A 12,851-nucleotide genomic window follows, 5' to 3' on the forward strand; every position below is an offset into this window, starting at 1 on the left:
TCTGCCAGTTAAATACAAGCCCGGTTTTGCAGCTGGTATAAGTCTTTGTCACAAAAGGTAATACATGCTCAAATTGGCGCATCCCGGGCGGTCACGGCCAGCATGGCGTCGACGGCTCAAACCCGTACAATGGCCTGCCTGTATGAGCTGATCTAAACTGCTCCACGTTGCAGCACGCAATAATACAGGGCAGGGTTCATTTCACGTCCGAACTTGTCGCCTGCTCGTCATGAGCAGTATTTTGCAGTCACATTAGTCAATTAATAGTTGGGCGCGCCACAGGCGCAGGAAAAGACCCGTTTTGAAGAAATCCACAGCAGCACCCAAAGCAGTTCCTCTCTGGCGTCAGCAATTGCACTACCGGCTCAAGGAAGGTGCATTGATCGCTATCGGCGCCCTGTGCCTGTTCCTGATCATGGCCTTGCTGACCTACGGCAAGGACGACCCCGGCTGGAGCCATAACAGCCGTGTGGTGGACGTGCAGAACTTCGGCGGGCCAGCCGGCTCCTACAGTGCTGACATCCTGTTTATGGTGCTGGGTTACTTTGCCTATATTTTCCCGCTGCTGCTGGCGGTCAAGGCGTACCAGATCTTCCGCGAGCGGCATCAGCCCTGGCAGTGGAGCGGCTGGCTGTTTTCGTGGCGCCTGGTGGGCCTGATCTTCCTGGTGATCTCGGGCGCCGCCCTGGCCCATATCCATTTCCATTCTGCCTCGGGCCTGCCGGCGGGGGCGGGTGGGGCGCTGGGCGAAAGCCTGGGCGACCTGGCCAGGAATGCACTGAACATTCAGGGCAGTACCCTGTTGCTGATCGCGCTGTTCCTGTTTGGCCTGACGGTGTTCACTGACCTGTCATGGTTCAAGGTCATGGACGTGACGGGCAAGATCACCCTCGACCTGTTCGAGCTGATCCAGGGCGCGGCCAACCGCTGGTGGGCCGAACGCAACGAGCGCAAGCAGTTGCAGGCCAAGCTGCGCGAAGTGGATGCCCGGGTCAATGAAGTGGTCGCGCCAAGCGTTCCCGACAAGCGTGAGCAGGCCAAGGCCAAGGAACGCCTGATCGAGCGCGAGCAGGCGTTGAGCAAGCACATGTCCGAGCGTGAAAAACACGTGCCGGCAGTGATTGCCCCGGCACCGCCCAAGGCGCCCGAGCCAAGCAAGCGCGTGCAAAAAGAGAAACAGGCGCCGTTGTTTGTGGACAGCGCCGTTGAAGGCACCTTGCCGCCAATCTCGATTCTGGACCCGGCCGAGAAAAAACAGCTCAATTACTCCCCTGAATCCCTGGCAGCCGTTGGCCATTTGCTGGAAATCAAGCTCAAGGAATTCGGCGTTGAGGTGACGGTGGACTCGATCCACCCGGGTCCGGTCATTACCCGTTATGAAATTCAACCTGCTGCCGGGGTAAAGGTCAGCCGCATTGCCAACCTGGCCAAGGACCTGGCGCGTTCGCTGGCCGTGACCAGCGTGCGGGTGGTTGAGGTTATCCCGGGTAAAACCACGGTCGGTATCGAGATTCCCAACGAAGACCGCCAGATCGTGCGCTTCTCTGAAGTGCTGTCGACCCCTGAGTACGACAACGCCAAGTCGCCGGTAGCCCTGGCCCTGGGCCATGATATCGGCGGTCGCCCGGTGATCACTGACCTGGCAAAAATGCCGCACTTGCTGGTAGCCGGTACCACCGGTTCCGGTAAATCTGTGGGCGTTAACGCCATGATCCTGTCGATTTTGTTCAAGTCTGGCCCGGAAGACGCCAAACTGATCATGATCGACCCGAAAATGCTTGAACTGTCGATCTACGAAGGCATTCCGCACCTGCTGTGCCCGGTGGTCACCGACATGAAGGACGCCGCCAACGCCCTGCGCTGGAGCGTTGCCGAGATGGAGCGCCGCTACAAGCTGATGGCCAAGATGGGCGTGCGTAACCTTGCCGGTTTCAACCAGAAGGTCAAGGACGCCCAGGACGCCGGCGAACCGCTGGTCGACCCGTTGTACAAGCGCGAAAGCATTCACGACGAAGCGCCGCTGCTGGTGAAGTTGCCCACCATCGTGGTGGTGGTCGACGAATTTGCCGACATGATGATGATCGTCGGCAAGAAGGTTGAAGAACTGATCGCCCGTATCGCCCAGAAGGCCCGGGCAGCGGGCATCCACTTGATCCTCGCGACCCAGCGCCCGTCGGTGGACGTGATCACCGGCCTGATCAAGGCCAACATCCCCACCCGCATGGCGTTCCAGGTTTCCAGCAAGATCGACTCACGCACCATCATCGACCAGGGTGGCGCCGAGCAACTGCTGGGCCACGGTGACATGCTCTACATGCCGCCCGGCACCAGCCTGCCGATCCGCGTTCACGGCGCGTTTGTGTCCGACGATGAAGTTCACCGCGTGGTTGAAGCCTGGAAACTGCGCGGCGCTCCGGACTACAACGAGGATATCCTCAACGGTGTTGAAGAGGCGGGCAGCGGCTTTGAAGGCGGTGGCAGCGAAGGCGGCGACGACCCGGAAACCGATGCCCTGTATGACGAAGCTGTACAGTTTGTGCTTGAAAGCCGTCGTGCCTCGATTTCTGCGGTACAACGCAAATTGAAGATCGGTTACAACCGCGCTGCGCGAATGATTGAATCCATGGAAATGGCCGGGGTCGTAACCTCGATGAACACTAACGGCTCGCGCGAAGTATTGGCGCCGGCCCCGATGCGCGATTGAGCTGCCCCAGGGCTGCTAACTAATCAATGAGGATGTCCATGCGTTTTGTCAGCATGCTGTTGCTACCGGTACTGGCTTTTTCTTCGCTGTCGGCCCATGCCGACGCCGAGAGTGTGAAACGTCTTGGCCAACTGTTGGGCTCTGATACCATCACCGCCCGTTTTTCCCAGCTGACCCTCGATGGCAGCGGCACCCAGTTGCAGGAAACTGCCGGTGACATGTCGGTCAAGCGGCCGGGGCTGTTTTATTGGCACACCGACGCTCCCCAGGAGCAGCTGATGGTCTCCGATGGCCAGAAAGTCTCGCTGTGGGACCCGGACCTGGAGCAGGTCACGATCAAGAAGCTGGACCAGCGCCTGACCCAGACCCCGGCCCTGCTGTTGTCGGGTGATGTGTCGAAAATCAGTGAAAGTTTCGACATCACCTCCAAACAGGCCGGTGACGTGATGGATTTCACCCTTAAGCCCAAGACCAAGGACACGTTGTTCGATTCCCTGCGCCTGTCCTTTCGTGGTGGCAAAATCAACGACATGCAGTTGATCGACAGCGTGGGCCAGCGCACCAACATCCTGTTCACCGGGGTCAAGGTCAACGAGCCGATCCCGGCTTCCAAGTTCAAGTTCGATATCCCGAAAGGGGCTGATGTCATCCAGGAATAAGCCCTGGAAGAGGTTTCAAACGCTGCCCATGGATCTGTTTCGAAGTGCCCCGATAGCCCAACCGCTGGCTGCGCGTTTGCGTGCGGCCAACCTGGACGAGTACGTTGGTCAGCAACACTTGCTCGCCCGCGGCAAGCCCTTGCGTGAGGCGCTGGAGCAGGGCGCGCTGCATTCGATGATCTTCTGGGGGCCGCCGGGCGTGGGCAAGACCACCCTGGCGCGGTTGCTGGCGGAAGTCTCGGATGCGCATTTCGAAACCGTCTCGGCAGTCCTGGCCGGGGTCAAGGAGATCCGCCAGGCCGTCGAAATCGCCAAGCAGCAGGCGGGCCAGTATGGTCGCCGGACCATCCTGTTTGTCGACGAAGTGCATCGCTTCAACAAGTCGCAGCAGGATGCGTTCCTGCCCTATGTGGAAGATGGCACCCTGATCTTTATCGGTGCCACTACCGAAAACCCCTCGTTTGAACTGAACAACGCCTTGCTGTCGCGGGCACGGGTCTATGTGCTCAAAAGCCTCGATGAAGCGGCGTTGCGCAAGCTGGTGCAGCGGGCGCTGACCGAGGACAAGGGCCTGGGCAAGCGCGGCCTGACCCTCAGCGATGAAGGTTTCCAGATTTTGCTGCGGGCCACTGACGGCGATGGCCGGCGCATGCTCAACCTGCTGGAAAACGCCTCGGACCTGGCCGAAGACCACAGCGAAATCGGCACCGACCTGCTGCACAACCTGCTGGGCGATACCCAGCGGCGTTTCGACAAGGGCGGCGAAGCCTTTTACGACCAGATTTCGGCGTTGCACAAGTCAGTACGCGGCTCCAACCCTGACGGTGCGCTGTACTGGTTTGCGCGCATGATCGACGGCGGTTGCGACCCGCTCTATATCGCCCGGCGCGTGGTGCGCATGGCCAGTGAAGACATCGGCAACGCCGACCCGCGAGCCCTGAGCCTGTGCCTGTCGGCCTGGGACGTGCAAGAACGGCTCGGCAGCCCGGAAGGCGAGCTGGCGGTGGCCCAGGCCATCACCTACCTGGCCTGTGCGCCGAAAAGCAACGCCGTGTACATGGGCTTCAAGGCCGCACTGCGCAGCGCCGCCGAATACGGCTCACTCGAAGTGCCGCTGCATTTGCGCAATGCACCGACCAAACTGATGAAGCAACTGGGCTATGGCGACGAGTACCGCTATGCCCATGACGAGCCGGATGCCTACGCCGCAGGCGAAGACTACTACCCGGACGAACTGGAGCCCTTGAACCTGTACCAGCCTGTTCCTCGCGGGCTGGAGTTGAAAATCGGCGAGAAGCTCAAGCATCTCGCTGCACTCGACCGGGCCAGCCCCAAACAACGGAGAAAACCGTGATTCCATTGGTAGTAGCCGTCTCGGTTGGCGGCATTACAGGTACATTGTTGCGCTTCGCTACAGGTAACTGGATCAACGCCAATTGGCCGCGGCACTTTTATACCGCGACATTGGCCGTTAATATCGTGGGCTGCCTGTTGATAGGCCTCCTTTACGGACTTTTTCTGATTCGCCCGGAAGTACCGATTGAAGTCCGCGCCGGTCTGATGGTCGGTTTCCTGGGTGGCTTGACCACTTTTTCATCCTTTTCACTGGATACGGTGCGCCTGCTGGAAAGCGGGCAAGTGCCACTGGCACTGGGCTATGCGGCCCTCAGCGTATTCGGCGGGCTGCTCGCAACCTGGGCTGGCCTGTCCCTGACCAAACTTTGATAAACGAGAAACCGACATGCTCGATTCCAAACTGTTACGTAGCAACCTGCAGGACGTAGCGGATCGCCTGGCATCCCGTGGCTTCACGCTGGACGTGGCGCGCATCGACGCGCTGGAAGCCAAGCGTAAAGAAGTCCAGACCCTGACCGAGAAGTTGCAGGCCGAGCGCAATGCCATCTCCAAAAGCATTGGTCAGGCCAAGGCACGCGGTGAAGACATCGCGCCACTGATGGCCAGTGTTGAAACCATGGGCAGCGACCTGGCCAATGGCAAGGCCGAGCTGGACGTGATCCAGACCGAGCTGGACGCCATCCTGCTGGGCCTGCCCAACCTGCCGGACGCTTCCGTGCCGGTAGGCGCTGACGAAGACGGCAACGTCGAAATCCGTCGCTGGGGCACGCCGACTGCCTTCGATTTTGAAATCAAGGACCACGTCGCCCTCGGCGAGCAGCATGGCTGGCTGGACTTTGAAACCGCCGCCAAGCTCTCCGGTGCCCGCTTTGCCCTGCTGCGCGGCCCGATTGCCCGCCTGCATCGTGCGCTGGCCCAGTTCATGATCAACCTGCATACCGGTGAGCACGGCTACGAAGAGGCCTACACGCCTTATCTGGTTCAGGCCCCGGCGCTGCAAGGCACTGGCCAGTTGCCGAAATTCGAAGAAGAACTGTTCAAGATCAGCCGTGAAGGTGAAGCCGATTTCTACCTGATCCCGACGGCTGAAGTGACCCTGACCAACATCGTGGCTGGCGAAATCGTCGAGCACAAAGCCCTGCCGATCAAGCTGGTGGCGCACACCCCGTGCTTCCGCAGCGAGGCAGGTGCATCGGGTCGCGATACCCGCGGCATGATCCGCCAGCACCAGTTCGACAAGGTTGAAATGGTCCAGATCGTTGAGCCGTCCACTTCGATGGAAGCACTGGAAGGTCTGGTCGGCAATGCCGAGAAGGTGTTGCAACTGCTGGAGCTGCCTTACCGCACCCTGGCGCTGTGCACCGGCGACATGGGTTTCAGCGCGGTCAAGACCTACGATCTGGAAGTGTGGGTTCCAAGCCAGGACAAATACCGCGAAATTTCGTCGTGCTCCAACTGCGGTGATTTCCAGGCCCGTCGCATGCAGGCGCGTTTCCGTAACCCGGAAACCAACAAGCCTGAGCTGGTGCATACCCTCAACGGTTCCGGTCTGGCTGTAGGCCGTACCCTGGTCGCCGTGCTGGAAAACTACCAGCAGGCTGACGGTTCGATCCGTGTGCCTGACGTACTCAAGCCTTACATGGGCGGCATTGAGGTCATCGGCTAAATGGAGTTTCTGCCGCTGTTTCATAACCTGCGTGGCAGCCGTGTACTGGTGGTTGGCGGCGGGGAGATTGCCTTGCGCAAGTCTCGCCTGCTGGCCGATGCCGGTGCGGTGCTGCGGGTGGTCGCACCCGCCATGGAGCCACAGTTGTGCGAGTTGATAAACAGCAGCGGTGGCGAACAGGTGCTGCGCGGTTATGTCGAGGCCGACCTTGAAGGTTGCGTCCTGATCATCGCCGCCACCGACGATGAGCCACTCAACGCCCAGGTCTCTGCCGATGCCCACCGCCGCTGCGTGCCGGTCAATGTGGTGGATGCTCCTGCCTTGTGCAGCGTGATCTTCCCCGCGATTGTCGATCGTTCGCCCTTGGTGATCGCCATCTCCAGTGGCGGCGATGCGCCAGTGCTGGCGCGGTTGATCCGCGCCAAGATCGAAACCTGGATTCCTTCGACCTATGGTCAGTTAGCGGGCCTTGCGGCGCGTTTCCGTGCCCGGGTCAAGGGTCTGTTTCCTGATGTGCAGCAGCGTCGCGGGTTTTGGGAAGATGTGTTCCAGGGCCCGATTGCCGATCGCCTGCTGGCCGGGCAGGCTGCTGAAGCCGAGCGTTTGCTGGTGGCCAAGATTGAGGGCAAGGCAGCGCTGACCACCGGTGAGGTGTATCTGGTGGGTGCCGGGCCGGGCGATCCTGACTTGCTCACGTTTCGTGCGCTGCGCTTGATGCAGCAAGCGGACGTGGTGCTGTACGACCGCCTGGTGGCGCCGGCGATTCTTGAACTGTGCCGTCGCGATGCCGAGCGGATTTATGTCGGCAAGCGTCGCGCTGACCATGCCGTGCCGCAGGATCAGATCAACCAGCAACTGGTGGATCTGGCCAAACAGGGCAAGCGCGTGGTGCGGCTCAAGGGTGGCGATCCGTTTATCTTTGGCCGTGGCGGTGAAGAAATCGAAGAGCTGGCGGCCCACGGGATTCCGTTCCAGGTAGTGCCGGGCATTACCGCAGCCAGTGGTTGCGCGGCCTATGCCGGGATTCCGCTGACCCATCGTGACTACGCGCAGTCTGTGCGCTTTGTTACCGGGCATCTGAAGGACGGTACCAGCAACCTGCCCTGGAACGATCTGGTTGCGCCAGCGCAAACTCTGGTGTTCTACATGGGCCTGGTGGGTTTGCCGATCATCTGCGAACAGTTGATCAAGCATGGTCGTTCGGCAGATACCCCGGCTGCGTTGATTCAGCAGGGTACTACGTCCAATCAGCGGGTGTTTACCGGCACCCTGGCCGATTTGCCGACACTGGTAGCGGAGCATGAAGTGCATGCGCCGACGCTGGTGATTGTGGGCGAAGTGGTTTTGCTGCGTGAGAAGCTGGCGTGGTTTGAAGGGGCTCAGGCGCAGGTCTGACGCTGCCCTCACCCCAACCCTCTCCCGGAGGGAGAAGGGGCTGATTGATGGTGTTTTTGAATCCGCGCCCGGTCAGTCCCCTCTCCCTCCGGGAGAGGGTCAGGGTGAGGGGCTTTTGACTTTGCTTCAGCTCCGATTTTCCCCCACCAGACTCTCCACCGACGGCACCCGGGTGTCGCTTTCCATCTGCGCATCATGTTCGATTTGATGGCTGAAGCGGTCCAGTGACCCCTGCGCTGGCTGCGCATCGCTGGCAAAAACCGGCGGGCTGAGGATGTAAGCCCCCAGCAATCGGCTCAACGCCGCCAGGCTGTCGATATGGGTGCGCTCATACCCGTGGGTCGCATCGCAACCAAACGCCAGCAAGGCGCACCGAATATCATGCCCGGCAGTGACGGCCGAATGGGCATCGCTGAAGTAATAACGGAACATGTCCCGGCGCACCGGCAACTCATTTTCAGTGGCCAATCCCAGTAAATGCCGCGACAGGTGATAGTCATAGGGCCCGCCCGAATCCTGCATCGCCACACTCACCGCATGTTCGCTTGAATGCTGGCCTGGTGCTACCGGCGCAATATCGATCCCCACAAACTCGCTCACATCCCACGGCAAGGCCGCTGCCGCACCATTGCCGATTTCTTCGGTGATGGTAAACAGTGGATGACAGTCGATAAGGGGCTGTTCGCCACTGTCGACAATGGCTTTCAGGGCCGCGAGCAGGGCCGCCACACCCGCCTTGTCATCCAGGTGCCGCGCGCTGATATGGCCACTTTCGGTAAATTCCGGCAGTGGGTCGAAGGCCACGAAATCACCGATATTGACCCCCAGCGAATCACAATCCGCGCGGGTGGCGCAGTAGGCATCCAGGCGCAACTCGATATGGTCCCAACTGATCGGCAGTTCATCCACGCCGGTATTGAAGGCGTGGCCAGAAGCCATTAATGGCAGGACACTGCCGCGGATCACGCCGTTGTCGGTAAACAGGCTCACGCGGCTGCCTTCGGCAAACCGGCTTGACCAGCAACCGACAGGTGCCAGCACCAGCCGGCCGTTGTCCTTGATCGCCCGCACGCTCGCGCCAATGGTGTCCAGGTGCGCGGACACGGCGCGGTCCGGGCTGTTTTTCTGGCCCTTGAGGGTGGCGCGCAAGGTGCCGCGGCGGGTCAGTTCAAAAGGGATCCCCAATTCGTCGAGGCGCTCGGCGACATAACGCACGATGGTGTCGGTAAAACCGGTGGGGCTGGGAATGGCGAGCATTTCCAGCAATACCCGTTGCAGGTAGTCGAGGTCGGGTTCAGGGAGGCTGCGGTTCATAAAAACTCCTGAGGGCCGGTCAGCTATTGAGCAGGCTGACTGTGGGGAAACAACAAATCGATAAAGCGCTCGGCGGTGGGCTGCGGCTCATGGTTGGCCAGCCCGGCGCGCTCGTTGGCTTCAATAAATACATAGTCGGGTTGGTCGGCGGCGGGCACCATCAGGTCGAGCCCCACTACCGGAATATCCAGGGCCCGGGCTGCGCGGATGGCGGCGTCGGCCAGCACCGGGTGCAGCACGGCGGTGACGTCCTCCAGGCAGCCGCCGGTATGCAGGTTGGCGGTGCGGCGCACGGTCAGCACCTGCCCGGCGGGCAGGATGCTGTCGTAGTCATAGCCTGCGGCCTGCACGGTGCGCAGGGTTTCGGCGTCCAGCGGGATGCGGCTTTCGCCACCGGTGGCGGCCTGGCGTCGGCGGCTTTGCGCCTCGATCAGGCGCTGGACGCGGTGTTGGCCATCGCCTATCACTTGCGCAGGACGACGGATGGCTGCAGCCACCACTTCAAAGCCGATCACCACGATGCGCAGGTCGAGGCCTTCGTGAAAACTTTCGAGCAGCACCCGGCTGTCGAACGCCCGCGCTGCCTCGATGGCCTGTTGCACCTGCTCGATGCTGTGCAGGTCCACCGCGACGCCATTGCCTTGTTCACCATCCACCGGCTTGACCACCACCCGGCCGTGCTGCTCGACAAACGCCAGGTTGTCATCGGCATTGCCCGCCAGTTGCTGGGTCGGCACGTTCAGGCCAGCCTGGCTGAGCACCTTGTGGGTCAGGCACTTGTCCTGGCACAGGCTCATGCTGATGGCGCTGGTCAGGTCGCTGAGGGACTCGCGGCAACGAATCCGTCGCCCGCCGTGGCTAAGGGTGAACAGACCGGCGGCCGCGTCGTCAATCTGCACGTCGATGCCACGTTTATAGGCTTCTTCAACGAGGATGCTGGCATAGGGGTTGAGCCCGACCTCGGGGCCAGGCCCCAGAAACAGCGGCTGGTTGATGCCGTTCTTGCGCTTGATGGCAAAGGTCGACAGGGTGCGAAAGCCCAGTTTGGCGTAGAGGTTCTTGGCCTGGGCATTGTCATGCAGCACCGACAGGTCGAGATAGCTCAGGCCGCGGCTCATAAAGTGTTCGACCAAATGCCGTACCAGCACTTCACCCACTCCCGGGCGTGAACAGAGCGGGTCGACCGCCAGGCACCAGAGGCTGCTGCCGTTTTCAGGGTCGTTGAACGCGGTGTGATGGTTCAAGCCCATGACACTGCCGATCACCGCGCCGCTGTCCTCGTCTTCGGCCATCCAGTACACCGGGCCGCCCTCGTGGCGCGAGGTCAGCAGGGTCGGGTCGATGGGCAGCATGGAGCGTGACAGGTACAGGGTGTTGATCGCGCTCCAGTCCGCCTCGCTTTGTGCGCGGCGGATACGGAAGCCGCGAAACACGCGGGTGGCCTGGCGGTAATCGGTAAACCACAGTCGCAGTGTATCCGAGGGGTCGAGGAACAGTTGTTGCGGCGACTGCGCCAGCACCTGCTGGGGCGCGGCGACATACAGGGCAATATCGCGCTCGCCGGGCTGCTCGTTGAGCAGCTCTTCGGCCAGGGTGGCGGGGTCAGGAAAGGTATGCCCGATCAACAGTCGGCCCCAGCCGCAATGTACGGCCACGGGGCAGGCACTCAGTTCGCTGCCGTCTTCGGCAAAGCGGGCTTGCAGGCGCTCGTAAGAAGGCGTTTGGCCACGCAGTAAACGCTGGCTATAAGCCGTAGCGAGGGGTTTCATCGATCAGATTCCTTGTTCGCTCAGCCACAGGTTCAGGGCGGCCAGTTGCCACAGCTTGGAGCCGTTGAGGGGCGTCAGCTGGCTTTGCGGGTTGGTCAGCAACTGGTCAAGCATGGCCGGCTGGAACAGGCCACGATCCTGACTCGGGTCCAGCAGCAGGTCGCGCACCCAGTTGAGGGTGTTGCCCTGCAAGTGCTTGAGCCCCGGCACCGGGAAATAGCCTTTTTTGCGATCGATGACTTCGCTGGGGATCACCAGCCGTGCGGCTTCCTTGAGTACCTGCTTGCCGCCGTCAGGCAATTTGAAGCGCGCCGGAATTCGCGCCGACAGCTCGGCCAGGCGGTAATCCAGAAACGGCGTGCGGGCTTCAAGGCCCCAGGCCATCGTCATGTTGTCCACCCGTTTGACCGGGTCATCCACCAGCATCACGGTGCTGTCCAGGCGCAAGGCCTTGTCCACCCCGGCCTGCGCACCCGGCTGTGCGAAATGCTCACGCACAAAGTCGCCAGCAGCGTCATTGGCTGTCAGCCATTGTGGCTGGACCGTGGCCTTGTACTCGTCGTAACTGCGGTCGAAAAAGGCTTCGCGGTACGCGGCATAAGGATCGCTGGCGCCGTCCACTTGTGGGTACCAGTGATAGCCGGCAAACAGTTCGTCAGCACCCTGGCCGCTTTGCACCACCTTGCAATGCTTGGCGACCTCGCGGGACAGCAGGTAAAAGGCAATGCAGTCATGGCTGACCATCGGCTCGCTCATGGCGCGAAAGGCCGCAGGCAGTTGCTCGATGATCTCGTGTTCGCCAATGCGCAGTTGGTGATGGCGAGTGCCGTAATGCTTGGCGATCAAATCCGAATACTGGAATTCATCACCGCGCTCGCCGCCTGCGTCCTCAAACCCGATGGAAAAGGTCGACAGGTCCTGTACGCCAACATCCCGCAGCAAGCCCACAAGCAAGCTGGAATCGACACCGCCTGATAGCAGCACGCCGACATCCACCGCTGCGCGCTGGCGGATGGCCACGGCTTCGCGGGTGCTGTCGAGCACGCGGTCGCGCCAGTCTTCCAGGGTCAGGTTGGCTTCATCGGCATGGGGGCCGTAGGGCAGGGTCCACCAGGTTTTCTGCTTGGTATGGCCATTGGCGTCGATGCGCAGCCAGGTGGCGGGCGGCAGTTTCTCAATGCCGGCAATCAGGGTGCGGGGGGCGGGCACCACGGCGTGAAAATTCAGGTAATGGTTGAGGGCCACCGGGTCGAGCATCGGGCTGATATCACCGCCCTTGAGCAGCGCGGGCAGGGTCGAGGCAAAGCGCAGGCGCTCGCCGGTGCGCGACAGGTACAGCGGTTTGACCCCCAGGCGATCACGGGCGATAAACAGGCGCTGGGCGTCGCGCTCCCAGATGGCGAAAGCAAACATGCCATTGAGCTTGGGCAGCAGCGCCTCGCCCCAGGCGTGATAGCCCTTGAGCAGCACTTCGGTATCGCCGTCGGAATAAAAGCTGTAACCCAGGGTTTCAAGCTCGGCGCGCAGCTCGGGGAAGTTATAGATCGCGCCGTTGAAGGCCAGGGACAATCCCAACTGGCTGTCGACCATCGGCTGGGCCGAGCCGTCGGACAAATCCATGATTTTCAGGCGACGATGGCCAAGGGCAACCGGCCCCTGGCTGTGAAACCCCCAGGCATCGGGGCCACGAGGTGCAAGGTGGTGGGTGATGCGTTCGATGGCTGCCAGGTCGGCAGGGTGTTGATCAAAACGTAACTCGCCAGCTAATCCGCACATGGTGTGTAAATCCTTGGTATTTCTGCATGTGGTGCTACAGGGATGTGTCAGCGTCTTTGCGGGACGCTTCGTAGCGCTTGGGCCCGGTTTTAAAGGGCGAAACAGCCTTGGGCCGTGTCACCGGCCCGCGCGGTGCGGGGTTATACCCACCCGCATCGCCATAAATGACCGTGTTTTATCGAGTGACCTGTGCCCGGATCGTTCAATAAAAA

At 61.1% G+C, this 12,851-nt stretch carries 9 protein-coding genes; 6 read left to right on the forward strand and 3 right to left on the reverse strand.

The annotated features are described in order from the left end of the window. The first annotated feature begins 301 nt into the window (after nucleotides 1-301). Genes ftsK through cysG form a run of 6 tightly spaced genes read left to right on the forward strand, consistent with a single transcriptional unit; the run spans nucleotide 302 to nucleotide 7,780 of the window. On the forward strand, nucleotides 302-2,704 hold the full coding sequence (gene ftsK / locus BLU25_RS22920) for a DNA translocase FtsK (protein WP_029611327.1): 2,403 nt from the start codon (nucleotides 302-304) through the stop codon (nucleotides 2,702-2,704). Between the two features lie 38 nt (nucleotides 2,705-2,742). Then, complete coding sequence (gene lolA / locus BLU25_RS22925; RefSeq protein ID WP_016780219.1) at nucleotides 2,743-3,363, forward strand: outer membrane lipoprotein periplasmic chaperone LolA; 621 nt, start codon at nucleotides 2,743-2,745, stop codon at nucleotides 3,361-3,363. 28 nt (nucleotides 3,364-3,391) lie between these two features. Beyond that, nucleotides 3,392-4,717 (forward strand): replication-associated recombination protein A, encoded by a 1,326-nt coding sequence (locus BLU25_RS22930; protein WP_016780220.1) that lies wholly within the window; start codon nucleotides 3,392-3,394, stop codon nucleotides 4,715-4,717. Then, nucleotides 4,714-5,088, forward strand: a complete 375-nt coding sequence (gene crcB, locus BLU25_RS22935; RefSeq protein WP_016780221.1) for a fluoride efflux transporter CrcB — start codon at nucleotides 4,714-4,716, stop codon at nucleotides 5,086-5,088. The genes BLU25_RS22930 and crcB overlap by 4 nt, the downstream gene beginning before the upstream one ends. A 16-nt stretch (nucleotides 5,089-5,104) precedes the next feature. Continuing rightward, nucleotides 5,105-6,385, forward strand: coding sequence for a serine--tRNA ligase (gene serS, locus BLU25_RS22940; RefSeq protein ID WP_083369847.1), 1,281 nt, complete (start codon nucleotides 5,105-5,107; stop codon nucleotides 6,383-6,385). Continuing rightward, nucleotides 6,386-7,780 carry a siroheme synthase CysG gene (cysG, locus tag BLU25_RS22945; RefSeq protein ID WP_016780222.1) on the forward strand — a complete coding sequence of 465 codons (1,395 nt, stop codon included), beginning with the start codon at nucleotides 6,386-6,388 and terminating at the stop codon, nucleotides 7,778-7,780. 126 nt (nucleotides 7,781-7,906) lie between these two features. On the opposite strand, the gene BLU25_RS22950 is transcribed toward cysG, so the two are convergent. The 3 genes from BLU25_RS22950 to BLU25_RS22960 are packed head-to-tail and all read right to left on the reverse strand — an operon-like array spanning nucleotide 7,907 to nucleotide 12,639. Then, nucleotides 7,907-9,094, reverse strand: coding sequence for an osmoprotectant NAGGN system M42 family peptidase (locus BLU25_RS22950; protein ID WP_083369848.1), 1,188 nt, complete (start codon nucleotides 9,092-9,094; stop codon nucleotides 7,907-7,909). A 23-nt stretch (nucleotides 9,095-9,117) separates the two neighbouring features. Beyond that, entirely contained in the window at nucleotides 9,118-10,863 is a 1,746-nt protein-coding gene (gene ngg, locus BLU25_RS22955; RefSeq protein ID WP_016780224.1) for an N-acetylglutaminylglutamine synthetase, read from the reverse strand. A gap of 3 nt (nucleotides 10,864-10,866) precedes the next feature. Further along, on the reverse strand, nucleotides 10,867-12,639 hold the full coding sequence (locus BLU25_RS22960; RefSeq protein WP_016780225.1) for an N-acetylglutaminylglutamine amidotransferase: 1,773 nt from the start codon (nucleotides 12,637-12,639) through the stop codon (nucleotides 10,867-10,869). Nucleotides 12,640-12,851: the final 212 nt, after the last annotated feature.

Origin of the sequence: Pseudomonas fragi (genome assembly GCF_900105835.1) — a bacterium.
Classification (GTDB): domain Bacteria; phylum Pseudomonadota; class Gammaproteobacteria; order Pseudomonadales; family Pseudomonadaceae; genus Aquipseudomonas; species Aquipseudomonas fragi.

What these genes read in the sequence shown, in the direction of transcription:
- lolA (WP_016780219.1), top strand. Translation starts at nt 2,743, where the DNA reads ATGCGTTTTGTCAGCATGCTGTTGCTACCGGTACTGGCTTTTTCTTCG.
- BLU25_RS22930 (WP_016780220.1), top strand. Translation starts at nt 3,392, where the DNA reads ATGGATCTGTTTCGAAGTGCCCCGATAGCCCAACCGCTGGCTGCGCGT.
- serS (WP_083369847.1), top strand. Translation starts at nt 5,105, where the DNA reads ATGCTCGATTCCAAACTGTTACGTAGCAACCTGCAGGACGTAGCGGAT.
- cysG (WP_016780222.1), top strand. Translation starts at nt 6,386, where the DNA reads ATGGAGTTTCTGCCGCTGTTTCATAACCTGCGTGGCAGCCGTGTACTG.
- BLU25_RS22950 (WP_083369848.1), bottom strand. Translation starts at nt 9,094, where the DNA reads ATGAACCGCAGCCTCCCTGAACCCGACCTCGACTACCTGCAACGGGTA.
- ngg (WP_016780224.1), bottom strand. Translation starts at nt 10,863, where the DNA reads ATGAAACCCCTCGCTACGGCTTATAGCCAGCGTTTACTGCGTGGCCAA.
- BLU25_RS22960 (WP_016780225.1), bottom strand. Translation starts at nt 12,639, where the DNA reads ATGTGCGGATTAGCTGGCGAGTTACGTTTTGATCAACACCCTGCCGAC.